16 protein-coding genes are annotated in these 25,824 nt (G+C 68.2%); 3 read left to right on the top strand and 13 right to left on the bottom strand.

Annotation, left to right across the window (positions count from 1 at the left end):
• Positions 1–43: 43 nt before the first annotated feature.
• From ABD134_RS01300 to ABD134_RS01240, 13 genes are all read right to left on the bottom strand, one after another.
• The gene (locus ABD134_RS01300) at positions 44–1,537 is read right to left on the bottom strand and encodes an arylsulfotransferase family protein (RefSeq protein ID WP_344225998.1); all 1,494 of its coding nucleotides are present in this window, start codon (positions 1,535–1,537) and stop codon (positions 44–46) included.
• Between the two features lie 299 nt (positions 1,538–1,836).
• Positions 1,837–2,634, bottom strand: a complete 798-nt coding sequence (locus tag ABD134_RS01295) for an FHA domain-containing protein (RefSeq protein WP_344225995.1) — start codon at positions 2,632–2,634, stop codon at positions 1,837–1,839.
• Between the two features lie 144 nt (positions 2,635–2,778).
• The gene (locus tag ABD134_RS01290) at positions 2,779–4,464 is read right to left on the bottom strand and encodes a serine/threonine protein kinase (RefSeq protein ID WP_344225993.1); all 1,686 of its coding nucleotides are present in this window, start codon (positions 4,462–4,464) and stop codon (positions 2,779–2,781) included.
• On the bottom strand, positions 4,461–6,470 hold the full coding sequence (locus ABD134_RS01285) for an FHA domain-containing protein (protein ID WP_344225991.1): 2,010 nt from the start codon (positions 6,468–6,470) through the stop codon (positions 4,461–4,463). The genes ABD134_RS01290 and ABD134_RS01285 overlap by 4 nt, the downstream gene beginning before the upstream one ends.
• Entirely contained in the window at positions 6,467–7,366 is a 900-nt protein-coding gene (locus ABD134_RS01280; RefSeq protein ID WP_344225989.1) for a PP2C family protein-serine/threonine phosphatase, read from the bottom strand. Before ABD134_RS01280 ends, ABD134_RS01285 begins: the two co-directional genes overlap by 4 nt.
• Complete coding sequence (locus ABD134_RS01275; RefSeq protein ID WP_344225987.1) at positions 7,363–8,679, bottom strand: RDD family protein; 1,317 nt, start codon at positions 8,677–8,679, stop codon at positions 7,363–7,365. The genes ABD134_RS01280 and ABD134_RS01275 overlap by 4 nt, the downstream gene beginning before the upstream one ends.
• Positions 8,680–8,687: 8 nt before the next feature.
• Positions 8,688–11,222, bottom strand: a complete 2,535-nt coding sequence (locus ABD134_RS01270; protein ID WP_344225985.1) for a transglutaminaseTgpA domain-containing protein — start codon at positions 11,220–11,222, stop codon at positions 8,688–8,690.
• Positions 11,223–11,245: 23 nt separating this feature from the next.
• Positions 11,246–12,637: a DUF58 domain-containing protein gene (locus tag ABD134_RS01265; protein WP_344225982.1), complete on the bottom strand. Its 1,392-nt coding sequence runs from the start codon at positions 12,635–12,637 to the stop codon at positions 11,246–11,248.
• 16 nt (positions 12,638–12,653) lie between these two features.
• Positions 12,654–13,730, bottom strand: coding sequence for an AAA family ATPase (locus ABD134_RS01260; protein WP_344225980.1), 1,077 nt, complete (start codon positions 13,728–13,730; stop codon positions 12,654–12,656).
• A 73-nt stretch (positions 13,731–13,803) separates the two neighbouring features.
• Positions 13,804–19,995 (bottom strand): Ig-like domain-containing protein, encoded by a 6,192-nt coding sequence (locus ABD134_RS01255; protein WP_344225978.1) that lies wholly within the window; start codon positions 19,993–19,995, stop codon positions 13,804–13,806.
• Positions 19,996–20,154: 159 nt separating this feature from the next.
• A complete protein-coding gene (locus ABD134_RS01250; RefSeq protein ID WP_378108487.1) occupies positions 20,155–21,297 on the bottom strand; it encodes an adenylate/guanylate cyclase domain-containing protein in 1,143 nt (380 codons plus the stop codon).
• A gap of 190 nt (positions 21,298–21,487) precedes the next feature.
• Complete coding sequence (locus ABD134_RS01245) at positions 21,488–22,075, bottom strand: PH domain-containing protein (protein ID WP_344225974.1); 588 nt, start codon at positions 22,073–22,075, stop codon at positions 21,488–21,490.
• A 100-nt stretch (positions 22,076–22,175) separates the two neighbouring features.
• Entirely contained in the window at positions 22,176–22,982 is an 807-nt protein-coding gene (locus ABD134_RS01240; protein ID WP_344225972.1) for a biotin--[acetyl-CoA-carboxylase] ligase, read from the bottom strand.
• Between the two features lie 195 nt (positions 22,983–23,177).
• Between ABD134_RS01240 and ABD134_RS01235 the strand changes: the two genes are divergently transcribed.
• From ABD134_RS01235 to ABD134_RS01225, 3 genes are read left to right on the top strand one after another with little or no spacing between them, the layout of a single operon-like run.
• Entirely contained in the window at positions 23,178–24,764 is a 1,587-nt protein-coding gene (locus tag ABD134_RS01235) for an acyl-CoA carboxylase subunit beta (RefSeq protein ID WP_344225970.1), read from the top strand.
• A complete protein-coding gene (locus ABD134_RS01230) occupies positions 24,761–25,090 on the top strand; it encodes an acyl-CoA carboxylase epsilon subunit (RefSeq protein WP_344225968.1) in 330 nt (109 codons plus the stop codon). Before ABD134_RS01235 ends, ABD134_RS01230 begins: the two co-directional genes overlap by 4 nt.
• A 29-nt stretch (positions 25,091–25,119) precedes the next feature.
• Positions 25,120–25,755 carry a GyrI-like domain-containing protein gene (locus ABD134_RS01225; RefSeq protein ID WP_344225966.1) on the top strand — a complete coding sequence of 212 codons (636 nt, stop codon included), beginning with the start codon at positions 25,120–25,122 and terminating at the stop codon, positions 25,753–25,755.
• Positions 25,756–25,824: the final 69 nt, after the last annotated feature.

The following is a 25,824-nucleotide window of genomic DNA, read 5'->3' as shown; positions in this document are numbered from 1 at the left end:
CCGGGTGCACCCCTGGGATAACCCTCTGCCAGACCGTGAGCGCTCATCGGACTTGGGCCGCTCCGAGCACCGTGCCCTCGGCGTCCAGGGCTTCGACGACGGCGTAGGGCAGGTCCGCGGCATCGTCCGGAACCGGGATGACCGTCTCGAAGCCCTCGCGGTCGACGACGGCGTGCTCGGTGGCGCTGCCCTCGTCCTCTCCGGCCACCAGCCGCCAGCGGCTGACTTCGGTGGCTCCGTTCCAGGAGACGTGGGCGAGCCGTTCACCGTCGCGCTCCTGCACGGTGACGTCAGGCTCGGCCGCTGGCCGTCCTTCCCAGGCGAACTTGTACGCCCGGTAGCTGCCGCCACCGCCCTCGAACTCGTCTCCCCTGCATTCATCGCCGTGGCAGACGTCGTAGATGAGTTCGCCGTCGGACGTGTATTCGGAGTAGTGCGGGCGGGCACCCCAGCCGATCAGCATGTTCCCGTTGGCCAACTGCTGCGCGTTGGCCATGGAACTGGCCACCCGGTCGGCGGGCGGCAGGTACTCGGTGACCACTTCCGCGGTCATCGCGTCTCCATCCAGGGCCAGGCGTAGACCGCGGGAGGACTCGTCATCACTGCCACCGTGGGAGTGGTTGTCCAAGAGGGTCAGCGTGCCGTCCGGACTCCGCTGTGCATCGTGCTGCCAGGAGAACTCGGCGCCCTCACCCATCTCGAAGTCGCTGGCCGAGCCACCCAGGGTCCATTCCACTGCGCCGGTGGCGCGGTCCAGCTTGTACACCGCGTTGGTGTGGCGGGCCGAGACCAGCAGAGAGCCGTCATGGTCCTCCGTCACGGAGTTGATGTGGAAGTAGTCGAAAGGGTGCTCCTCAGTGCCGAGCTCGGGCGGGCCTCCCTGTCCCTCGGAGGCCTCGGAGGTCTCGGCCTGTGCTGACTCCTCAGCCTCCTCCTCCAGTTCTGCCTGTTCGTCATCGAAGTCGAGCAGGGTCTCCGTGAGGGGAACATGACCGATGGCGCTCCATTCGAAGAGCACGTCCCCGCTGGCGATGTCGACCTCCTGGATCACCGCGTCCTGGATGTAGCCGTCCTCCGGGCCTCCCACCGCCCTGAGGTCTGCCGGTGCCGGCTCGTAGGCGGCGATCAGCATGGTGTCCTCCGGCGTGATCGTCGTGTCGTGGAAATCCGCCTGTCCAGGCGGCAGGGAGCCGCCAGTGGTGACGCGGGCGATCTCCTCATAGGACTGGTCGAGGACGATGACCTCGCCGTCGCCCATGCCGCCGTCACTGGTCCCCTCGTAGACGGTGAGCACTGGTTCACCTTGATACTCCTGGACCCGCAGGTCGAAGGGATTGTCCTCGGGATCGTCATCCTCGGCCGGGTTCATCCACACCAGGTCCCCACGGGCATCCAGGATCATGGCCCCGTCCGAGGGCGTCGCCGAACCATAATTCGGAGTCAGGAACGTGAACTCCTCCGAATGCTCGTACTCGTCCGACCACGCGGGACCGCGGGAGATCTCCACCACCGGGGGTTTGAGGTCCGGGCGGCTCACGAAACTCTGGTGCGGAATCGGCTGCTTCCCCGTTGCCGCCCCACCCCCACCGTCAGCCGTGCAGGCGGAGACCGCGAGCACCACGCTCAGTGTCGCTGACGCCGCAAGCACCCGAGAAGGCTGCTCGTCCCCGTTTCCAGACCCGCCACGCATGTGTTGTGTCTACCGTGCACGGCAGTGCCGTGCCAAGCCTCGGTCGCCGGTGGCCGGAGGTCCATGCGCGCCAGAGGCGCTCTTCGATCCTGTGGACCGCAGCGAACTCCGCCGGGACATGCTCAGCGACGGCGGCGCAACCGGAATCAGTCCTCGTCGCCGAGGGCTTGGTCCAGTAGCGGCAGGTCATCCGGAGTGACCAGGTGGGAGGTCACGGCGTGCTCCACGAGCCGGGCACGGCGGTTCGTGGCCAGTTTGCCGCCGCCGCCCCGCAGTCCGGCCACACCCACGCGGTCCAACTTGTCGCAAACGTTGTCCAGCTTCCGATTGAACCGGGTCAGCGGCCAGCCCAGCCTCTTTGCGGCATTGGCGGAGGACGGCACCGTGGAGAATCCGGTGCCGCCGCGGCGCAGGATCGGCTCGGCCAGGGCCACGATGAGTGCCTTCTGGGCCGGGGTGAAGATCACCGGGCCGATGGTGGTCTCCCCCACCGCGTCATTGCCGTTGGACTGCTGCAGGAACGAGGGGCTCTTCAAGTGCGCAGAGAATTCATAAGTGGTCGGCCCGGCCGTGAACACCACGTTCAGTTGACCGAAGACCAACGGGATGCGGGAACCGGGCGAGACCCACGCCTGCATGCCGCCGGAGGAGTCCGCCACTGTAGCGGAGATCATGGTGCCCACGTTGGACAGCCACCACAGCCCGTCGATCTGCCGGATCTCCATGAAACGGCGGTGCAGGTACGGATTGTCGTCGATCTCCAAGTCACCCTCGCGGCCGATGGTGAACACCTGGCCGGGCACGACCTCGTACCATTCGCCGACAAAGTCGATCGACAGCGCCGCCGAGCTGCCCCCACTCGGCTGCCGGTCCACGTGGTCCTGCTCGTCAGGCTCGACCCGCGAAGTCGGCCCGAACCGTTGTCCTTGCCCGTCCACGCTCATCGCCACTCCCCCTTGGTTGAAGATCTCAGTCCCATGATGCCGGTCAAACCTGTCAAGAGCCGCCATTGCGACGCCGCGGCGGTTCCGTGCCGTGGCCAGCCCGTCCGTGAGTTCCCTGCCGCGCCGGACGAACAGCCACTGCCGTCAGTCCACACATCCCACGGTCGGGTCCGATTGCTTCCCGTTGGACCGGATCACCACGACCTCGATGCACGTCCGGTCCTCCTCCAGCACGGGGGTGGTGGCAGTGGTCTCGTCCGCGGTGGTGATCCGCCCCTGTCCGGTGGCCGTGGACGTCCTCCACATGTAGGTGTCCCCGTCCTTCGGATCAGGGTTCTCCCAGCTGAACACGGCATCGGCACCGTCCACGGTGGCCGTCACGTTCTCGGCCGCCGCCACGGGATCCTCGGGTTCCGGGAGCGGCAGCCCCGGTGACTCACTGATGAAGGTGGGGTCCGGGTCTTCCCGCGGTTGGACGGCCATGCTGTTCGCCAGCCAGACGGCACCCACGATCCCCAGCACCAGAACCACGAGCGAGGCGATGATGCCGACCTTGTTCTCTCCCATCCAGGCGGCGAACGGCGAACCCGCCGGTTGATCCTCCACGCGCCGTGCGGTGGTGCCGTCAGGCTCCCACTCTCCGCCGGCGTCGGGATAGGACCTCTGCGGGCGCGACGGCGCGCGGGATCCCGCCAGGCCGCCGCCGATGCGCCCGCCCATGATGGTCGGGTCGTCGTCTGGGGTCGGACCGGCCGGCGTCGTTCCCCGGGCAGGTCGCATGACCGTGGCGTCGTCCACCTCATCCTGTGGACGTCTCGGCGCGGAGGGCGGTGGCATCGGAGGGAAGTGGCGCGAGGTGTTCGTGGAACCCCGATCAGGATCGATCGAGACGACCTGCCGCACACGGGTGGCGTCCCCACCCTCATCGACCTCGTCATCCTCCGCCTCCAGCGAGCCGGACTCATCCATGACCTCGAACGGGGTGACGGACAGGCCCAACTCGGTCTGGACCCGTTGCAGCGCCAACGCGAACGAATGCGCAGAGGGAAATCGGGAGCCGGGGTTCTTGGCCATCGCCGTGGACAGCACCAACTCCAGGGAGGCCGGCATGTCCGCCCGGTTCAGGGGCGGCAACGGTGCCTTGGCGATCCTGGAGATCAGTTCCTTCTGGGAGTTGTCCGCCCCCGGCCGCACGAACGGGGATCTCCCGGCGAGCAGGGTGTAGAGCGTGGCGCCGAGGGACCACACATCCATCGCGAACCCATCCGGGCTCCCCCCGGTGAACGCCTCCGGTGCGGACCACGGGATGGACATCCCGGCATCGTCATCCAGCATGTCCGTGGTGCCGGAGATGCCGAAGTCCGTCAGAGCGGGGCGGTTGTAGTCCGTGGTGAGGATATTGGCGGGTTTGATGTCCCGGTGCACGATCCCGGCCCGGTGCGCGGACTCCACTGCGGAGGCGACCTGGATGCCGACGGCCAGGACCTCGTCCACGCCCAACCGGGAGCGGCGGTAGCGCAGGTCCAGGGAGGGCCGGGAGCAGTACTCCATGGCCAGGTAGGAGTGACCGTCCTCGGTGATGTCCGCCTCGTAGATCGTGACGATGTACGGGTGCGAGGACAGCTGGGCCATGAGGTTGGCCTCGGACTCGAAGGACTTGCGCGCCCGTTCGGTCTTGAGGCCGGAGAGCAGCACCTTGACGGCCACCTTGCGCCGGGGCCGGTCCTGCTCGTAGAGGTAGACGTCCGAGAAGCCGCCGGAGCCCAGCAGGCTGACGTACCGGAACCCGTCGATGTGCGGCGGCGGGGCCGGTGGCCGTTTACCGCTCACAGCAGCCCCTCGAAGCGCAACGAGACGCCATCGCCCAGATCAGCGATGTCGCCGTCCAGCACCATGAGGGACTCGCCCTGACCCAGCCGTCGCGGCGCCTGCCCCTCGCGGATCAGCACCGTGCCGTTCGTGGCCTTGAGGTCCCTCAGCTGCACATGCCATCCCTCCAGTACCACCTCGCAGTGCGAGCGGGAGATGTCACCGTTGGGGCTGCGGACCTGGAGCATGCGCGGCATGGTGCCGGAGCCGACCCGGTGGGCTTGCGGCTGACGCCCGATCACGGCCGGTCGGTCCAGCTCCACGACCTCCCCCGTGGACATGCGGATGCGGCCCAGGGACGGCCGGCGCAGCTGTTGTGCCTCACCCGAGAGGGACTGGCCGCAGATACCGCAGATGGCGCTGGTCGGAGGGTTGGCATGGCCCTGGGAACACTGGCGGGCCAGGACCACCGGTCCCGTCGCCGGCGGCGGGGCCGGAGCGGGGGCGGGGGTGCTGGGATGCAGGTCCTGAAGATCGAGGTCCGACTTCATCACGGTCTCACCGTCATGGTCCTCCTCCATGGCCGCGGTCCCCGCAGGGCCCGACGCCGGCCCGGCCGGGGGCGCAACTGGAGCGGGGATCGATTTCTGGATGGGCGCCACGCCAGGAGCGGACGGCGACATGACCGTGTCAGCGTCATCCGCGTCCTGCGCGTCGGTCATGGTTCTATCGGTGGATTCGGAACGGGATTCCGAGTGGTCGTACGGGTGATCGTCCGGCGACTGTTCCGGAGCGACCGTCATCCCAATATCAGCCGGAACCTCGACCATCTCACCGGCGGCCGGCTCCGGAGGCTGTGTCGGGACGGCCTTGCGGGCTGCGGCGAGCCACGGCACGGAGTCGATCAGTTCCTGGGGTCCGGGGACAGCGCCACTCGGCCGGGGTTGCCGATCGCTCGAGGCCTCCACAGCACTCGGAGTGGCAGGGGGCCCGGCGATGGTCCGGTCATCGACCTCTTCGGCGTCCGTGCCGGTGACGTCCTGTGTCTGCTCGGGTTCGGCGTCGGACGGCTCCGAGCGAGGACCCGGAGCGATCGTGGTGTTGATGTCCGGTTCGAGGTCTGGTTCCGTTTCCTTCTCGGGGCCGTCCGCGTCCGGATCATCCGCATCGTCCACATCGTCCACATCATCCACATAGCGATCAGCGTCGGCTGACTCGTCGTCCTCAGCGTCGGCTGTCTCTGCGTCGACGACCGCGGTCGGCTCGTCCTCATCGGCTGCGGTCGGCTCGTCCTCATCGACTTTGCGGGCAGAAATTACCGGAGCGTTGTGCCCGGAAAGTGCCGGGGTGCCGGGCTCGTCAGGGGCCTCCGCTGCGCGATCAGTCAAGGACTCTGCGTCGGCAGCACCCTCATCAGCGTCGACCTCGGCACCCGCATCAGCGTCGGCGCCCACACCAGCGTCGGCGTCGGCGTTGTCGTCGGCGTCGGCGTCGGCGTCGGCGTCGGCGTCGGCAGGATCATCCTCCACTGGCTCTTCGACCCCACCCGAGTCCGACTCAGACCGCACCACCAGATCAGCATGCAAGGAGGCCAGCCGTACGGCCCCGGACTCCAGAGGCAGGTTCTCCACGTCGGCTACGGCGTCGTCCACGAGCAGCTCGAAGGATTCCACGCCCTGGACGACCCGCTCATTCCAGGTGGCCACTCCGGTGCCGATCACCTCCGTGTGGCTGCCGTCGGTGCAGTTCACCCGCAGGACCACGTCACCCCGCAGGATGGCATGCAGTGTGCTGCCCTCGCGGAAGGACACGATGGCGAAGGAGGGCAGTCCCGTCAGATCCAGGCGGCCGGACAGAACGGTGGCCAACAGTCGCTCGACGCCGGGCGTACCAGCGAGCAGGTCCCAGGCCACGGCGGCCGTCTCCTCACTGGCGTCCGCGGGCAAGGCCACCAGGCACCGGCCGCGCACGAGGCCCAACCATGGGCCCGCACTGTAGCGGACCTTCGCCGTCTGGCTCATCGTCATTCCCCTTCATCCTCATCCATGCCGAACACGCGTTCACCGTTGACCATCCGTCCACCGCTGCCCCCGTCGAACCGGGGACGAGTGGTCTGCTGCTCATCCGGTTCCCCGGGCCGCGGCGATGTGGACTCTCGGTCGCCCTCGGCGGCCGTGTCCTCCACATCCACCACGATCACGGTGATGTTGTCCCGGCCGCCACCGTCCAGGGCCAGCCGTATCAACGCGTCCACGGCATCCTGGGGTGAGTGGTTCTCTGCCAGTTCGCGGCGGATCTCCTCGTCGGGCACCTCGGACGTCAGCCCGTCCGAGCAGACCATCAGCCGGTCGCCGTCATGGACGGACAGCATCCAGAAGTCGGCCGTCGAGGCCTCCCCGGTGCCCAGCGCCCTGGTGATGACATGACGGCGCGGGTGGTGCCGGGCCTCCTCATCCGTGAGGTAACCCTGGTCCACCATCTCCTGGACCTCCGAGTGGTCAACGCTGACCTGCTCGAACTCGCCCTCGGAGAGCCGGTAGGTGCGGGAGTCGCCCACGTTGAAAACCATCCAGTACAGCCCCTGCAGTTCTCGGACGATGGCCACCCCGGCCAGGGTGGTCCCCGCGCGGGATCCCCCGACCCTGCGGATGGCCTGGTCTGCCGTGACCATGAGCTGCTGCAGCTCGTCAGCGGTGAGATCGTTGCGGACCTCCTTGACCCCCGCGGCCAGCGTCTCCACGCAGATCCGGCTGGCGACCTCGCCGGCCTCGTGGCCGCCCATGCCGTCGGCAACGGCGAAGAGGTTGCCGGTCACCACCAGTGAGTCCTCATTCAGTTGCCGGCGCAGGCCCCGATGGGAGCCGAAGCCGTAGTTGAGTCGGAATGGTCTCTGGGGTACGTCCACACTGGCATTCAAGGTCATGCAGCCGACACCGTGAAGGAGCGGTCGCCGAAGTGCACCGTGGACCCGACCGCCGCCAGGACGGGCTGGCCGGGATCGAGGCGCTGCCGTTCGCCTCCGTGCGGCGTCACGCCCGAGCCGTTGGTGGAGTTTCGGTCCGTCACCCACACGCCGGTCGAGTCGACGGTCAGGTGCAAGTGCGTCTTGGACACGGAACGGCCCATGTCGGCGAACGGGATGAGCAGGTCCACGGTCTCACCCGCGGCGGCGGCCGGGTTGCGGCCCACCAGGGCCGCGCCGGCGAGCACGTGGCTCTGGCCGTCGTCGAACCGGAGCCTGACGGCGGCGGGTCCCGCACTCACGTGGCTGCGCAGCTGGGTGGATCCCATCTCCTGATCCGGGTCGCCCGGGGTCGCCGTCTCGGCGGTGCCCCCGACCAGGACGACCTGATTCTCGTTGTACCCCGAGGAGGATTGGCCTGCACCGGACGTGGCCGGGGCCGGAACCTCCGCGGGAGCCGGGGCTGACGGTCCGGTGGCATCCGGCGCGTTGACCGCCGGCTGGACGCCGGGCGCCGGTCTGGATACGGGTGCGCCGGTCGCGGGGCCGGGGAAGGGGCCCGACGACGGCTGGGCCGGCTGCTGCGGCGCACCCGGCTGAGGTGCCCCGGGGGCAGCGGCCGGGCCTGCCCCGGGCACGGAGGAGATGGGCCCGGCGGCGACGGCCGGGTTGAAGGCCGGCCAGCGGGAGGCCGGCGGCACGGACACACCGGTCTCGGGATGGCCGGGATCTCCGGGCTGCATGGCACCGGGCGCGAAGGTGGAGGGGCCGTAGAGGCCACCGCTGGTCAGCGGGTTGCGGCCGGTGTTGACGTCCACCACCAGGGTGCGGGCCACCTTGTCATGCCAGCCCTGGCGTTGGTGGTTGGTGTCCCAGATGTTGGACAGCAGCATCAGGATGGGGCCGATCACCGGGACGACACCGCTGACGGAGATGATGACCCAGCGCAGGAAGATCGGGCCCCAACCGGCGGCAGTGCCCTCCTCGGAGGTGACGCGCAGGCCCAGTACCAGGTTTCCGGGGGTCTTGCCCGCGGACGCCTGCCAACCCCACAGCCACACCGTGTAGGCCAGGGACACCACGGACGCTATGAGCAGGGCCATGGTGAAGGTGGCCAACGCCTCCTGCTGGGCCACCCCGGCAGAGTCCAGCACCGCGGGGAGCGTGGCGCCGGAGGCGATGCCCACGGCCAGCGCGGGAATGATCTGGTCGATCACCCAGGCCGCCAAGCGCTTGCCGGCCGGTGCGTTGACCAGGTTCAGGGTTTTCTGCACGGGGTACCTTATTCCTGTTTCTCGCTAGCTTGCTGATCCACTGTACGGACTCCGCGGCTCCTGCCGCCACGCCGGGCGGTACGGGCCTGACGTTCGGCGGTCCGGTCGCCTCCGCGGCGTTCGGCCATCCGAGCACGATCCGCCTGGCGCTGCTGCTTCTTCAGCTGGCGGCGCTGCCGGTGACGGGCCCGGGCCTCGAGCATGAGCGAGCGAGGCGTGTACTTCGCCCGGAACCGCTGCCAGCCGCTCACTGAGTCACGCATGCCGGCGATGTTCTCGTCGACCCGCGCCCAGTAGTCGGCCACCTGGGCCTCGTTCGGCTCTCCCGGGCCGAAGACGGCCTGGTCCGCGCGGCGGGCCAGCAACGTGGTGCCGGCGGCCGCCGTCGGGAAGGCCCCGACCAGCTCCGCCGCGTGCTCGCGCCGGGTACCGGAGCGCTGGGGTTCGGAGCCGAGGTCCGTGGCGAGGCTGAGCACCTCGGACCAGCCGCCGGAGACCTGCTCGGCGGGTGTCTGCGCCTCGCGCCGCCTCTTGCGGCGGCGACCCTTGAGGATAGCGATGATGAGCAGCGGGATCATCAGGATCAGCAGGGGGATCAGCGAGTAGACCACAATCATGACGATGTGGCCCCACTGGTCCCACCAGGACCGTTCCTCCTGCTCGGCGTCCTGGGGCTCCGGTGCCGTGTCCGGGGGCAGGTCGGCCTGCTCCTGCGGCGGTGGCGGGGGCTGGAGCACCTGCGGCTTGGGCGTGGACTGGGGTTCCTGCTGCGGCGGCGTGGGGACGTTGTCCTTGTCCGGGGTGGGATCCAGGGCGATCCAGCCGACGTTCGCGAAGTTGACCTCGACCCAGGCGTGGACATCCTTGCCCTTGATCTGGATCGGGCCGCCGCCCGCGGGGTAGTTCTCCGGATAGAAGCCCATGACCACGCGGGCCGGGATATCCAGGGACCGGGCCATCAAGGCCATGCCGACGGCGTACTGTTCGTCATCGCCGATCCACTGTTCGGCGTCCAGCAACTGGGTGATGCGGCCGGCGTAGTGGCCGGAGAGGGAGGTGACCTCGCCCTCGCGGCCGTTGGAGAAGGCGCCGGACTCGTGCAGGGTGGACGCCAAGCCGCTGGCGATGCCGAAGGGCTGGTCCTGGTTGCCCGTCAGTTCAGCGGCCTTCTCCGGGACGACCTGCGGCACCCCGGTCAGTTCCGGCATGATGATCTCGCCGAAGTCCTGGCCCTCGAGGTCCTCGGACGCCACCTGCACCGGGAAGACCACGTCCGCGGTGTAGGAGTCGCCCTCCCGCAGCGGGATGGTGGACAGGGCGGTCTCGTTGCCGTCGTTGTAGTAGAGCGATGTCGAGAGTTGGTCCGCCCGCGGTCCCTGCAGCACAGCACCGCTGAGCTTGCCGCCGCCGGGCAGCCAGACCCCGTTGTAGGCCTCGATGCTGATGTCCAGGGTGCCGGCGGCGCGGTTCGGGATCTCGGTCTCAGCGGTGCCGGAGAGCCGGGAGGCATCACCGACGGGCGAGAAGTTGCCCCCGGACTGCGGGTTCACGTTGTAGACCATGCCATCGTAGGCATCGAGCGCGGCCAGGCGGACCCGCTGTCCCTCGGGCAGTCCGTCGACGGTGAAAAGGACCTCCTCATGCTGGTCCTTGACGTACTGGCGGAACTTCATCAGCGGGCTCGGGTAGTCGAACAGCTCGATGGGCGGATCCACGACGTCGCGCAGCACCTTGCGGTCCTGATCCTGCAGCAGCAGCGGCGAGGCGGAGGCGGTCAGCACGCCGGCGACGGCGAGCACTGCAGCTCCCATGCCGACGCGGCGCCAAACCATCCTGCGCGCGGTCGCCGGGTTGGACACGGTGGTGGTGTCCGCCGCGTCGGCGCCGGCTGTGTCTGTCCGAGTTCCCTGCACGCGCATGCGGTGATGACGCCAGGCGAGCCAGGCGACGGCGCCCATGATCAGCAGCATGCCGCGCACCACGGCCATGGGTGCGTCCTTGGTGCCGAACATGATCCCGACGACGGTCATCACCAACACGGGGATGACCGTCCAGTAGGGCAGACGGACCCGCCAGGCCAGGAGACCGGCCACGAGGGCGGTGAGCATCGCGGACAGGTAGGGGGCCACGAGCATGCCGCCGTTGACGCCGACCGGCGCGGCCACCGTGAGGATGTCCTTCCAGGCCGTGACCGGCCCGGTCACCAGGACCAGCAGGGCGTCCAGGCTCGGCAGGAAGCCGACGGCGGCCTCTGTGGGGGCCGCCAGCGCGAACCCGAAGACGAGATAGCCGAGGACGGCCGCACCGGTGGTCATCCACACGTTCCAGCGCAGGTAGGCGCTGGCCAGGGCAACGCCGAGACCCAGCACGATGCCGCCGAACCCGGCCACCAGGTAGTGCCAGTCACCGGCGAAGGTGTCCTGGAAGCCCAGCAGGCCGAGGCCGAGCAGCACGAGCAGCACCGCTGCGTCGATCGCGATCTGGGCCCAGGAGAAGCCGAGCCGGAGCCCCTTCTGGCGCGGCTGCCGGGGCAGTGTGGGCATGGACTTCCTCGCGCCGCGGGCCATCATGCCGCCGCCTTGCGCAGGGCCAGCCCGAGATCCTGCAGGTCGCCGATCGAGACGACGGTGAGGTCGCCGATGTTGGCTCGCTGGGTCTCCAGACCGTGGGCACAGCGGATGGCGAACGCACGGATGCCCGGGGGCACGTGGTTCGTGGCCTTGCGCAGGTCCCCGGCCGTCGGCTGGTCCCCCGTGATGAGGAAGAACACCGAGGCATTGGGGACGTGGTCGGCAGTCTCTCGGGCCACGTCCACACTGGTCTTGCGTAGCGGCTTGCCCTCGATCCGGGTCATGTCATCCAACATGTTGCGCCCGGTCTCCGTGTGGACCGGCCCGGCATGGGTGCGGATGGACAGGTTGCGCTGCTCCTTGAAGGCCTCGAGCCCGATGGAGGACGCGACGGAGATCGCGAGCTCGAAGTCGTTCTCGGTGGCGTACTCGGACGTGCTCGTGGACAGGGCGATGGCCAGGTGCGCGCGCCGCGTCTCCTCGAACTGACGGACCATGAGCTTGTTGGTGCGGGCCACCGTCTTCCAGTGGATGTGGCGGCGATCATCACCGGGGACGTAGTCGCGTAGCGCGTGGAAGGAGACGTCAGCACTGGAAAGGTCACGGGTGGGCAGGCCCTCGAGGTCGCGGATGAACCCGGCCGAGGAGCCCTGCAGTGCCACCGTCCTCGGGTGGACGAACAGTTCCTCCGGCTCGGTCCACTTCAGCTGGCGGCGCAGCAGGGCGAGCGGATCCTGGCGCACGGAGCGCACGGGGCCGACCGTGATGACCGCGCGGCGATGCGTGGGGATGGTGAAGAGGTCCTCGTGCACGGCACCAGGGCGCATACGCGGCAGCTGGAAGACGGCGGTGGCCCGGCCCACGGGCAGTTCCATGGCGGCAGGCATCAAGGCCTTGACCGCCGTGTTGGTCACCTCGATCGCGCCCACGGCACGGTCACCCACGGCCACGCGGGACCGCGCCAGGTCAAGGTCCACCCGGTAGGAGGATCGGCCCAGGATGAACCCGATCGCGAGCAACAGCAGGAACACGCCCACCAACCCGGCCACGATGGCCTCGGCCCAGCCGAACACGAGTCCTACGACCCAGGACCCGACGGTGATGACCAGCACGAGCCAGCCCAACGGAGAGACGATCTCCAGGATCGGCTGGACTTTCCTGCCCCACCAGCCGGTCGCGGCCTCGCGAGCCGGTTCGGTGCTGGCCGCCGTCGTCTCCCGCAGGCGCCGCCAACGGTCCTGCAGCTGGACCGCCGCCTTGCTGGCCCGTTCGGAGGACGTGGAGGGGCCCTTCTGCTGCGGAGTGTCCTTGATTGCCGATCCACGGCGGCGTCTGGTCTTCGTGGAGCGCCGCGAACGTCGCGTTTCGGGTGATGACTGCGTGCTCATGTGGTGCGGGGGCCTCTCAGGCGCCGGTGGCGGACGAGCCACCGCGGTACACGGTGTCCCCGTTCGCCTCGACGGCAGCAGAACCGGAAACCGGACCGGACGCCATGGCGGCCGCCGGTTCGGGGGCCTCGGACCGGTGCTGCGGGGCGCCGACGGTGGCCAGGACGCGCGTCAAGACGGCCTGGGGCGTGGCTCCGGCGAACTCGGCCTCCGGGTCCAGCACGAGCCGGTGGGTCCACACGTGCGGGGCGAGGTCCTTGACGTCATCCGGCAGCACGTAGTTGCGACCGTAGGAGGCGGCACGCACCTTGGCGGCACGCACCATGGCCATGGCCCCTCGCACGGAGACTCCCAGCCGCGTCTCGGCCGCCAAGCGGGTCTCCTCGGTCAACTCGGCGATGTAGTTCAGCACGGCCCCGTCCACATGCACCGTGGTGGCCAGTTCGGTCATGTCCCGGATGGCCTGGGTGGTGATGATGGGGGTCAAAGCGCCGGAGCGGTCCTTGGTGGCGGCACCGGAGAGCAGCTCCACGGTGGAGCGTCGGTCTGGGTAGCCGATCGAGGTCTTGATCAGGAAGCGATCCAGCTGGGCCTCGGGGAGCTTGTACGTGCCGGCCTGCTCGATGGGATTCTGGGTGGCGATGACCATGAAGGGGCGCTCGTTGGTGTAGGTGACACCGTCCACGGTCACCCGCGCCTCCTCCATGACCTCGAGGAGGGCCGACTGCGTCTTCGGTGAGGCGCGGTTGATCTCATCGGCCAGCACGATGTTCGCGAAGATCGGCCCCTGGTGGAACTCGAACTCCTGCGACTTCTGGTCGTAGATGGTCACGCCCGTGACGTCAGAGGGCAGCAGGTCGGGCGTGAACTGGATGCGCGAGTTGGTGCCCTTGACCGTGGCGGCCAGCGAGCGGGCAAGCATGGTCTTGCCGGTGCCCGGAGCATCCTCGAGCAGGACGTGGCCATCCGTGAGCATGGCCGTGAGGACCAGAGAGATGACGTCTTCCTTGCCCAGGATGGCCTGTCCGATGTTGTCCGAGATCTTCTCGAACGTCCCGGCGAACCACTCGGCCTGTTCGGTGGTCATGGTCATGGGTGCTGCTCGCTTTCGTGGTGCTTCAGGGGGCTGAGTGGCAGTTGGGGGTGGGGTTCGGACGGCCAGGGGTCTACCAGGGATGGATCTGGGGAGAGTCGACGCCGCCGACCTTGGCCCAGACACGCTTGCCAGGGTCGCTGGCCCAGCCACCGTGCCAGCAGTTGATCATCTTGCGGGTGTTCCCGCTCGAGGGCACCGAGATGGAGTGGGTGCTGTTGTTGAACCGGCGCGCACCGCCGTTATTGGTCCAGCACTGGACCTCGTGGTTGCCCGGCGGGAAGTCCTGGACTTCCACATCGAACTTGTGACACTCGATGTTGCATCCGGACTCACTGACGAAGTCCCCCTTCCGCAAGATCACCTTCGGCTGCGGTGGTGGCGGTGGAGCGGCGTTCGAGGTGGCCTGCGTGGTCCAGGACTGCGCCTTGCCCTCACTCGGCGTGGCCGTCACCGTCAGGGTCCGGGTGTCGGAATGGCCGGTGCTGACGGTCTCGGAGCCATCATTCGGCGTATTTCCGACACCGGAGATGCTCACCGTGAGCTTCACCGGACGGCCGTTGGCGTAGGCGCTCTCATTGGAGTTCCAGCTGAAGCTCACCTGCTGTTTCCCGCCGGAGCCCTTGAGGTTCGAGGCGTTGGTGACCGGGCCGTAGGCGCTCTCCTGGTTGGACGAGTCCGAGGCGTCTCCCGCACCGGCCGCGTTCTGGGCGCGGACCCTGACGGTGACATTCTTGCCGTTGCTGCCCACGTTGATGGTGCTGCCGGGCCCTCCGAAATTGTTCCAGCCGCCACCGCTGACCTGGTACTGGTACCCGGTGATGGGAGAGCCGTTGGCCGAGCCGGGACTGAAGTCCACCTTGATGGTGTTGTTCTTGCCCGTGGCATCGATCGACGGCTTGGACGGTGCCTTGGGCTGACCGTACGGGATGACGGCTGTGGAACGCGGCGAACCTTCGGATGTCCCCACCCGGTTCACGGCCTCCACGGCAAAGGAATAGGACGAGGTGGTTTTCAGATCGGTGACCTGCTGCGAGGTACCGCTGATACCCTTGATCGTCCTGTCCAGTTTCCCGCCTTCGTAGACGTGCAGGTGGTACTGCGAGATGGTCGCACCATTGTTGTTCGGCGCACTCCACCTCACGTTGGCCACACCACCGTTGACGGCGGACTCGGCTCGGGAAGCGGAGGGTGCAAGGGGCTGCATGGGCACCCCGGCCGGCGTGATCGAAGACGACCAGCCGGAGAACTCGCTGGGCCGGTCCGCGTCGTTCACGGCCTGGATCCGGAACTGGTAGGCGGTGCCGTTCGTCAGCCCCTCCCACGAGGTGGAGGTGCCGGAGACCGACTTCTGTGTCACGCCGTTAGCCGGTGCTGGGGAGATCTCCACGGTGTAGGACGTGATGGGCGAACCCCTATTGACCGGGGCGGTCCACGTCAGGTCGATTTTCTTGTCACCATCCGTGCCCGTCGGCGGGGCCGGTTGTTCCGGCTCCACGTCCGGCCGGGCCGGGGCGGAGGACACCGAGGGGTCGGACTCGCCGACCTCGTTCGTGGCCGTGACGGCGAAGGTGTACTCCTGGTCGTTCGTCAACCCGGAGATGGTGCACGTGGTGGCCGCGCACTCCTGGTTCACGCCGGCTGCGGTCACCGTGTAACCAGTGATGGCCGCACCGTTATTCGCTGGAGCATCCCACGTCAGCACCACCTCGGAGTCACCCACGGAATCCACGCGCGGCACACCGGGAGCCTCGGGGGCGCCCTTCACGTTCAAGGTGATGGTGCCCTGGACCTGGCGGTCGGGATCCTCTGTCATGTCCTGGACGGTGTACTGGACGGTCATCTGCCCCACGAGGCTCTCGTTGGGGGTGACCACTACAGAGTCACCGGAGACCACGGCCTCGCCCTGGCTCGGATTTGCCTGCGTGCTGACGATCGTCAAATCGCCTTCCCCCTGGAACGGATTCACGTCGTTCGCGAGCACCGGCACGGTCTCCGGCCGACCTTGGTGGGCGTCCGGCACGGTGTCCGGGTTCGCCACCGCCAGCGGGCGGTCCGAGGCGTTGACCGTGAGGGTCACCTGCGCCGGCACGGGTTCGGACTTGCCGTCCGTCACCGTCACCTGGACGGTGCCACGGGTCCCCTTCGGCGTGTCGGCTCCGGCGCTGGCGGTGAGCACGGATCCCTCGAGATCGACATCCACGCCCTCGATGGAGGACTCCCCCAGCGCGAAGGTGAGGTTCTCGGCATCGTCCGGGTCCGGGTCGGATGCCGCTTCGGCCAGGTCAAGGCTCGTCGGATCGCCACCGGCGGCAACCTGCATGGTGTTGGACTGGAACAGTGGCGGGTTGTTCTCGTCCGGACGCGGCAGCACCTGGACGGGCTGGGTCAGGACAGCTTTCAGCCCCTCGGAATCGTCCGGTCCGGAACCGTCCGTCACCTCGAAGGTCACGGACGCCGCCCCTGTGAAGTCTGCGGGCGCGGTGAACACCAGGCCGGTGGCGGAGCGGACCAGGCCGCCCTCGGATTCCGGGGTCGAGGAGACCTTGGACTCCTCGGTGAGCCGTGGGGACTTGCCGTCCCGCACCGCCACGAGCTCGTCCAGGTCCATCGGGAGCTCCTCGCCGGCCGTGACCTCGAGCGGGGCGTCCGAGCGCAGGGTCGGGCGTGCCTCGCCGGCTCCGGGGACGATCACGAAGGCATAGGCGGAGAGGTCGTCGGCATCAGTGATCCGGTAGGTGATCACCTGGGGGTTGGACAGCACGGGGACCACCAGCTGGTTGTCCTCCGTGAGGGTGACGCCCTCCGGGTCGTCCGGCAGATCCACCACCAGATCGTCCGGAGTGCCATCCGGGTCTTCATCGTTCTTGAGGATGTCCACCGTGACTTCGTCCTGCTCCACGGTTTCGCGGAAGGAGACACGATCATCCCGGGCAATCGGAGCTCGCAAGGGGGCGTCCGGGTCGGACTCGACTGTCAAGGTCCCCGTGTCCTGGCCGCCGCGGCCATCGGTGATCGTGTACCGGACGGAGGTGAAGCCGGCCTCAGCCGGTGACGTCAACAGGATGCGGCCGTCCACGATGGCGGCATCAGACCCCTCGGGCGCCAACAGCTTCCCCGTGAATCGCAGCTCGTCACCATCGGCATCCGTATCATTGGCCAGCACGTCCACGGCGACGGGGCGGTCCGGCCGGACCCGCAGGGAGTCGTTGACCGCCACCGGAGGGGTGTTCTCCTGGGACACGGGAGCGATGCCCACCATCATCGTGCCGGTGGCACGGGCACCGAGACGGTCCTCGACCACGTAGGTGAACACGTCGGTCCCGGTGGAGCCGTCCGTGGCCGTGTACTCGATCGAATCCGCCGTGACCTTGGCCGAGCCCTTGGTCGGAGGGGTCTCCAACTGCACCAGCGAGACCGAGTCGCCGTCCGGGTCGATCCCGTCCAGCGGGATCGGGATGGCCACGGTCTCACCCGAGAAGACGCGTCCCTCCACCGTCTGGGGCGACGGCGGTGAATTGTTCTCCAGATCCAGGGCATTGATGTGGAACGTCACCCGGGCGGAGGCCTCCTGGCCATCCGGCCCGGAGACCGTGTAGACGGCGGAGACCGTCTTGGCCTCCTCGCCGGCGCGGAATCGGATCTTGTTGTCTGAGACGGACACCAGACCATCGGCCGGATCCACCCCCTCAGCCAGTTCCGGTTCAAGTGTCAGCTCGGCACCGTTGGGGTGGACGTCGTTCTCGAGGACTGGCACGGTCACCACGTCACCGGCCCGCACCACGGCCGTGTCCGGGTTCGGTCGCGGCGGTTCCATGGTCTCGGGTGCTGCCACGGGGATGACGGTGACCTCTCCCTGCGAGGCGGCCGTGCCGTTCGTGACGGTGTAGGTGAACGTCACCGGCTCGGTCAGTCCCTGCTGGTCGGTCACACGCAGGACGGCGTTGCGTTCCACGGACACGTTGAAGGGTGCGTCCTCCGGCACATCGACCCGCTGGGCCACCAGCACGCCACCCTCCGGGTCGGTGTCGTTGCCCAGGATGTTGACCAGCACCTCGCCGTTGGCGGGCAGGAGTGCCACGTCCCTGACCGCCACCGGCGCACCGGGGTTCTTGTCCGGGTCCCGGACGTCCACACGGATGAGTCCCGGGGCGGAGGCCGGGCCGTTGGTGGCCACGTACTTCAGGTAGAACGTCTTCTCCTGGTCGGAGCGGAAGGACACGGTACCCGTGTCACTGTTCATGTCCACGTCCGCACCGGAGACCGGGTCCACGTGGGCCAGGCGCAGCTCGGTGCCCGTCGGGTCGAAATCGTTTTCCAGGGGGGAGAAGGTGGCCTCCTCCCCGATGTTGACGGTCACATGGTCCGTGGCGGTGATCGGTGGGGCCGAGCCGCTGGGCAGCACCTCGACGATCACCCGACCGGTGGTGGACTCGCGCCGGTCGGAGACGGTGACCTCCAGTTCCTTGGTGCCGTCAGTCTTGCCCACATCCTCGAAGGTCAGAACGCCGTCCGGCCGCACACGGACCACGTCCCCGTCCTCGGAGACCGCCCCCATCAGCTGCAGGTCGTCCCCGTCCGGGTCCGACCAGTCCGTCAGGATGTTCTGCGAGACTTCCGTGCCCGCCTGGACCCGTAGGGTCGTCACCCGCTCCTGAACCGGAGCACTGTTCTCATCCTCTGGGACCACGCGCACGGTGGCCTGAGCCTGGTCGGTGCCGCCGCGGCCGTCATCGGCCGTATACGTGAAACTCGAGGACCCGGTCGCGTCCTCCGGGACCACCAGCTGGAAGCCCGTCCCGTCATAGATCTGCTGCAGCGTACCGATCGTCGGCTGGTCACCGCTCAGTTCGGCGGTCAGCAGGTCGCCGTCCGGGTCCACGTCGTTGAACAGCACCGGCAGAGCGGTGGTGCGCCCGGCCCGGACGCCGAAGGTGTCGTCCTCGGCGATCGGCTTCTGGTTCTCCTCCTGGCGGTCCGGCAGTTCGATGGAGTCGGTGATCTCGTCCGACTCCTCTTCCTCTTGCTCCCCCTCGCCCTTCGGCGGTTCCAGGTCCGACCAGTTGTTGACGATCTTCATGCCGTCCGCCACGAGCCACGTGTTGCCCTGCGCGAGGTCATTGAGCACCACCACGTCCCGGTTGACGCGGAAGACCATCTGCGCTTCGGCCGGCATCTCGGGAATCTGCTCGGTGGTGTCCTGGGAATCGTCGTCGCAGTCACGCTGGTAGAGCCGGGACCCCTGCCAGGCTGCGTGCGTGCAGGTCCCCACCCGTACCGGTTGGATCGGGCTGCCGGTGGTCTCCACGGTGGTGTACTGCGCTTCTCCGCCGCCCAGCGGCACGATCGCGGTCTTGTTGGCGAGCGCGACGACGGCCCCAGACGCGTCCGGCCCCGGAGCCTGCAGCTTCCCCTCGGCCGGGTCGACGACGCTGGAGGCCTTTCCCTCGGACGTCACCAAGGTGCCCGAGGCCGCATCGAAGACGACGCCCGTCTCCCCGACCGACGAGATCTGCGGCTCGGTCATCCCGGCGAGCCCGTCGATCTCGGTGGAGGAGATCTCCCGGAACCCGGCCGGGTCGCTCTCCGCGCCGGCGTCGCCCTCGGGGGTGTTGGACTCACCAGCTGCGTCCTCGGCGATCTCGCCGTCCCCGACTGCTTCAGTCGAGGACTCGGTCTGCTCGCGCAACTCCTCGTCCGTCAACGGGCGGAAGCCCTTGATCAGGTTGGCGTCCAGGTCGGCCACCCAGACCGTGTCATCGCGGCCCACGGCCGAGAGCACCCGGCCCTCGCCCTCATAGAAGGGGTCCGCTGATTCGGAGGACATCGCCCCGAGGTTCTGGGTGGTGGCGGCGTAGACCCGGCCCTGCTCCGTGTCCGAGACGGCCACGATCTTCTCACCGTAGGAGAAGGAGGAGTTGGCCGGAAGCATCGTCTCATCGGAGAGGACGAAGGCGGCCGGATCCACAGTGGTTGCCGCGCCCATCTCAAGGTCGCGGAGATAGACCTGATCCGCGTGCTGCGCCAGGTCGTACTCGGTCATGGTGGTGGCCACGCCGCCGTCGAGGGTCTGCGACTGGTAATTGAGGTGGGCGACCTTGTTCTCCGCCGCGTTGACCACCCACACGCCGCCGTCATTGAGATCGACGTCCGCGGTCTGGAAACCCGGATAGAGGATGGCGCCGGTCACGGCCACGGCGGAGACGCCCACGAACGCCGCCGCCTTCAACGCGCCTTGGCGCCCGGCGCCGAAACCTGTCCCCACGTCTTATCCCCCGATGGCGAAATCATGGGCCGTCCTGCGCGCCAACGGCACAGCGGCCACTCGAGGGGAGTCTACCGGTTCAGCCGAAGGCGCAAACCTGAAGTTGGCCTGAGGGGATGGGTAGTTCTCCCCATGTACACCGGTTCCATGAGGCAGAGGTCAGTCGACCACGAGGCCGTTTCCGGAGCCGGGCATGAGGATGGACGGCCGGATCTCCCCGAATCCACGGACCATCCGCGGGGGCTGCGGAACCAGGACGAACCGATCGTCCGCCTCCAGCGCCATGGCCGTCATCGCGTCCACCAGAACGGTGCCCGGGTCCGCGAGCGCGGTCAGTCGGGAGGCGAGGTTGACGGTAGGACCGTAGATGTCCCCCAGCCGGGAGAGCACGCGACCCCACACCACTGAGACGCGGGACGAGGGCAACACCGGGTCGTCCGCCATGGCCTGCGCCAGCGCGAGAGCGATCTGTGCTCCGGCCTCCGGCGTCTCAGCGTTGAACAGGACCTCGTCACCGACCGTCTTGACCAGCCGGCCACCACCGATCGAGATGATCTCGGCGCACTTGTTCTCGAAGCGCTGCACCATCTGGGCCAGCGTGCGCTCATTCATCTGACGGGACAGGGAGGTGTAGGAGACCATGTCCGCGAAGCCCACCGCGCGGGCCAGCGGCAAGGGGGCGTCGTCCTCAGACCCGTCCCGGCCCACGGCACTGGCTGCCAGTCCCGCCTCCACCCGGACGGTGAGCCGCTGCAGCGCCGAGTTGAGCTGCCGCCGGTAGGAGTAGGCCATGACCTCTTCGAGCGGCTCGATGATCTCCGGCAGCATCCGGACGACCTCGCGGCGCGCCTGCGGGTCTGTCATGCCCTCACTGATCTTGTTCTCCACAAGGGCCTCGATCTGCCACACGACCATGCGGTCCGTCATCTGACCGATGGAGCGGGTCAGGGAGATCGCCGTCTCCTCGTTGAGGATGCCACGCCGGACCAGGTCGATCATGGTGCCGATCGCGTCGGTGTCCTGCTGAGTGAAGGCCCGGTCCTCGTCCTTGACATTCGGGAATCCCAGGGCTCGCCAGAGCTTGCGGGCCGAGATCAGGGAGACGCCGAGTTCACTGGCCATGTCTCGCCTCGTCATCGAGCGGGCCCCACCCAGCAGGTCCTTCTCCAGGGCCGAGATCGCCTGGGTCCAAGTGTTGACCTCCTGCTCGTCCTCCAGTGCCAGCGCCGACGTCGCGGTGGTGTCCGGCACCGGTTGCGGCCGGGCATGACGCTCCTCATTCGGAGCGGAAACCTGTTCCATCGGCGCGGTCCGCCGCAGCGGAGCATCGGCGGGACCGTCTGCGGGCGCCGGGGCGGGGCCGGGTTCCGGGGCCAGACCGGAGGGTTGATCGACGGACTGGACACCCTCAGTCAGCAGGCCCAGATCACCGTGGTCATCCAGTGACGTCGGCTCCGGCAGGTCGTCCCAGTCGTCCATCGGACCGGTGTACTCAGCCACGGTGGTCACCCCTCATCATTGGTCCTGGTGCCGGTCGCAGTGCCGGTCCTGATGCCGGTCGCACTCCCTGATCTGGTGCCACCGCTGGGCCGGCCGTCCCGGCGTGGGCGGAGATCTCCTGACGCAGGGCGCCGACTTCTCGGAGGATCAATTCCCGGAAGCGTGCCGCCTCGGGCATGTTCGCAAGCACCCAGGAGCCGCCGGCCCCATGGTCCACCAGGAGGTCGCCGGAGCGGCTCATCTTCTGCCCGCGGCGCTGGCGCAGGCGCACGTCGTAGACGGAGAGAAGGTGCAGGGAGCGCTCCCTGGACGTGCCGATCCCGGCCCGTTGCAGGATGCGGCGGGTGGTGAGCAGCGTGCGGCGGTTGAACCAGCGCCAGGCAGGGCGCAGGCAGCCGAAGAGCAGCGCCACGGCGGCCAGGATCCACGCCACGACCACCAGCCAGCTGCGGGACTCCACGAGAAAGTCTGCCAGGTCCGGCCGGGCGAGGAAGCCCTGCACGTAGCCGGTGGCCAGTGCGATCAGCATCAGGCGCAGGACGGGCATCGTCAGGGCACGCGGGTGTGAGCGGGTACGCACGCGTACCTGCTCGCCGGGCGCCAGCCTCAGTCCCACGTCGGGCCGTCCTCTCCAGGAATTGTCGGGTTGTCTCGGACTACTGCGGTCCGGCTGCCGTCCGTCAACGGCGCAGGTGAACCACGTCAGCGGCGGAAACCTCCAGCAGGTCACCGCGCCGAGTGGTGCCGGGTACCGCTACGTCCATCTTCCCACGGTCGGCCGGCTCCACGAGGAGGGTTCCGCCAGGTCCCAGAGCCCTCGCGGTCCCCGTCAGCCGCGAATCGTCCGGCAGGTGCACGGTCACCTCGGTGCCCAGGGTCGCCAGCTGGCCCACGACGCCGGCCGCGGCCGGATGCTCTCCGTCCACCTCTCCGGGGTGGTCACGCACCGCGCGGGTGAAGTCGTCCAGGCGCGCCGAGAGCGCGTCCAGCACGGCATCCAGCAGGTCCGGTGCGGAGGGCACGGTGCCCTCGGGCACCCACTCGGCGACCGACGTCGCCGTGGGGACCGGGGCCCCGACGGGGCCGAAGTCCAGGTTCAGGCCGAGCCCCAGCACGATTCCGGACTGGTCCGGCAACACGGAGGCGAGAATGCCGCAGAGCTTGCGGCCGTCTTCCGCCAGTACGTCGTTGGGCCATTTCACCTGGGCCGGGACTCCGAGGCTCCGGAGTTCTGCGCTGGTGGCGGCGGCCGCCACCAGCGTGACCCAGCTGAAGTGCTCCACGGGCAGTTCAGGACGTAACACCACGGAGACGGACAGGGCCGTTCCAGGGGCGGTGGTCCAGCCACGCCCCCGGCGGCCCCGGCCCGACCGCTGATCCAGGGTGGCCAGGGCGGACCGGTGCGGCCACCGCTCCGGTTGGGCCGCGGCCTGGGCGATGAGTTGTTCCTGCGTCGAGTCGGCGTGCTCCAGCCAGCTGATGGTCATGCCTCTAGGTATAGCGGGTGGTACTGGTCATTCGCTGGACCAATCCGGGGGCCCCCGGCACCAATCTTGTGCGGTTCCTACAAGAGGTGGAGGCCTGGACGTCACTAGACTGGTCCTTGGCCGTGATGTTCACGGGGCGTGCCCCGAAACCACCGCCGCACCGCTTGTATGAAAGTTCCAACCGACGGAGGACCTGTGACCGAACCGGATCTGACCACCACGGCCGGCAAGCTGCAGGACCTGGAGCGCCGCCGGGCCGAGGCCGCCCTGCCGTCCGGCCAGGCCGCCGTGGACAAGCAGCACGAGCGGGGCAAACACACCGCCCGCGAACGCGTCGAGCTGTTGCTGGATCCGGGATCGTTCATCGAATTCGATGCCCTCGCGGTGCACCGCACCACCGCTTTCGGCATGGAGAAGAAGAAGCCCGTCGGGGACGGGCTGGTCTCCGGCTACGGCACCGTCGACGGCCGCATGGTGGCCGTGTACGCCCAGGACTTCACGGTCTACGGCGGCTCCCTGAGTCAGGTCAACGGCGAGAAGATCGTCAAGGTCCAGGAGTTCGCCGCCCGAAACGGCTGCCCGGTGATCGGGATCAACGACGGCGGAGGGGCGCGGATCCAGGAGGGGGTCGCCTCTCTGGCGATGTTCGCGGACATCTTCCGCAACAATGTCATGTCCTCCGGCGTGATCCCGCAGATCACCCTCATCATGGGCCCCTCGGCCGGTGGCGCCGCCTACTCCCCCGCACTGACCGACTTCATCATCATGGTGGACAAGACCTCCCACATGTTCATCACCGGCCCGGACGTGATCAAGACCGTCACGGGCGAGGACGTGGACATGGAGACACTCGGCGGCGCCCGCCAGCACAACGTCTCCACGGGCACCGCCTCCTACCTGGCCGCCAACGAGGAGGACGCCCTCGAGTATGTGCGTGAGCTGCTCGAGTTCCTCCCCTCCAACAACCTGGCCGAGGGACCGGTGGAGCCGTTCGAGGAAGAGCTGGAGGTCACCCCCGAGGACCTCGAGCTGGACACACTGATCCCCGATTCGGCGAATCAGCCCTATGACATGCTCACCGTGATCGAGCACGTGGTGGACGACGCCCACTTCCTGCAGGTCCAGGAGCTCTATGCGCCCAACGTGATCTGCGGTCTCGGCCGGGTCGAGGGGCATTCCGTGGGGATCGTGGCCAACCAGCCGATGCAGTTCGCCGGCACCCTGGACATCAACGCCTCGGAGAAGGCCGCCCGCTTCGTTCGATTCTGCGATGCCTTCAACATCCCGATCATCACGTTCGTGGATGTCCCCGGGTTCCTGCCCGGAACGGACCAGGAGTTCTCCGGGATCATCCGCCGCGGCGCCAAGCTCATCTACGCCTACGCCGAGGCCACAGTGCCGAAGCTGACCGTCATCACCCGCAAGGCCTACGGCGGCGCCTACATCGTCATGGGGTCCAAGAAGCTCGGCGCGGACCTCAACCTCGCCTGGCCGACCGCCCAGATCGGCGTGATGGGAGCCCAGGGAGCGGTCAACATCCTTTACCGCCGGGACCTCAAGGCCGTCGAGGAGTCCGGTGGTGATGTGGAGGCCAAGCGTGCCGAGATCGTGGAAGGCTACGAGGCCGAATTGCTCAACCCCTATCAAGCGGCCGACCGCGGTTACGTGGACGCCGTCATCACGCCGGCCGAGACGCGGACGCAGATCGTGCGAGGCCTGCGGGCCACCTTCCACAAGCGTGAATCGCGGCCCGCCAAGAAGCACGGGAACATCCCGCTGTGAGCGGCCAGGAGCCCCTGGCAACCACTGAGACCCCACAGACCACGCTGACCGAGAGGCCTTGGGAGGCCATGATGGACCCACAGCACCCCATCCCAGACGCCGGCCAGGCACCGGAGCCGGCCCTGCTCGTCAAGGGCAACCTCGATGCCGAGGAGACGGCCGCCTTGACCGCGGTCATCCAAGCCGTGGCTGCCCAGGCCGAACACCACCGGCGCGAGAGTGCCGGCCGCACCGACCGGGACCGCACCCTGGACCGCCGACGCCGCCTCGGACTGTGGGCCCGCCCCGGTTCCGGCTCCTGGAAGCACGCCGCCGGGCAGCGCTGAGCGGTCTCCACCCCAAATCCAGGTTCCCGATGAACCACAAGGTCGACTACAAGAAGAGCCTCGACGCCTACCAGGCGAAACGGCACCAGTTTCGGATCCTGGAAGTGCCCGACACGCGGTACCTCATGATCGACGGCCACGGTGATCCGAACACCTCCCCGGCCTACGCCGCGGCACTCAGGGCGCTCTACCCGGTGGCCTACAAGCTGAAGTTCGCGAGCAAACGCGACCTCGGTCGAGACTACGTCGTCATGCCTCTGGAGGGTTTGTGGTGGGCCGAGGATATGGAGTCCTTCACCGCTGCACGGGACAAATCCCGGTGGGACTGGACGATGATGATCATGGTCCCCGAGTGGACCGATCAGCAGATGTTCGAGACGGCCATCAAGCAGGCCGGAGCCAAGGATCTCCCGGAGCGTCTGGGCGACGTCCGCCTGGAAACACTGTCCGAGGGGCGTTGCGTACAGACATTGCACGTCGGCTCTTTCGATGACGAGGCCGAGGTGCTGGCACGGATGCACCACGAGTACATCCCCGGCCACGGCCTCACCATGGCCGGGAGGCACCACGAGATCTATCTCAGTGACCCGCGCAGGGTCGCTCCTGAGAAGCTGCGCACGATCCTGAGACAACCGGTCGGCGCCGCCACTCTTCCACACGGATAGCTCCGTTATTCACCCATTCAACTCGAGCTCGTGGCCCAGATGGGCGCTGCGGCTCCAGCATGCTGGACG

The sequence above is a fragment of the Citricoccus alkalitolerans genome, from assembly GCF_039528175.1.
Lineage (GTDB): Bacteria > Actinomycetota > Actinomycetes > Actinomycetales > Micrococcaceae > Citricoccus > Citricoccus alkalitolerans.
This window is presented reverse-complemented; position numbering and strand designations above follow the sequence as displayed.

Bases quoted from the DNA above. Each gene is read 5' to 3' on its own strand.
- ABD134_RS01295 (WP_344225995.1), bottom strand. From the start codon at position 2,634: ATGAGCGTGGACGGGCAAGGACAACGGTTCGGGCCGACTTCGCGGGTC.
- ABD134_RS01285 (WP_344225991.1), bottom strand. From the start codon at position 6,470: ATGACGATGAGCCAGACGGCGAAGGTCCGCTACAGTGCGGGCCCATGG.
- ABD134_RS01280 (WP_344225989.1), bottom strand. From the start codon at position 7,366: ATGACCTTGAATGCCAGTGTGGACGTACCCCAGAGACCATTCCGACTC.
- ABD134_RS01270 (WP_344225985.1), bottom strand. From the start codon at position 11,222: ATGCCCACACTGCCCCGGCAGCCGCGCCAGAAGGGGCTCCGGCTCGGC.
- ABD134_RS01265 (WP_344225982.1), bottom strand. From the start codon at position 12,637: ATGAGCACGCAGTCATCACCCGAAACGCGACGTTCGCGGCGCTCCACG.
- ABD134_RS01260 (WP_344225980.1), bottom strand. From the start codon at position 13,730: ATGACCATGACCACCGAACAGGCCGAGTGGTTCGCCGGGACGTTCGAG.
- ABD134_RS01250 (WP_378108487.1), bottom strand. From the start codon at position 21,297: ATGGAACAGGTTTCCGCTCCGAATGAGGAGCGTCATGCCCGGCCGCAA.
- ABD134_RS01240 (WP_344225972.1), bottom strand. From the start codon at position 22,982: ATGACCATCAGCTGGCTGGAGCACGCCGACTCGACGCAGGAACAACTC.
- ABD134_RS01225 (WP_344225966.1), top strand. From the start codon at position 25,120: ATGAACCACAAGGTCGACTACAAGAAGAGCCTCGACGCCTACCAGGCG.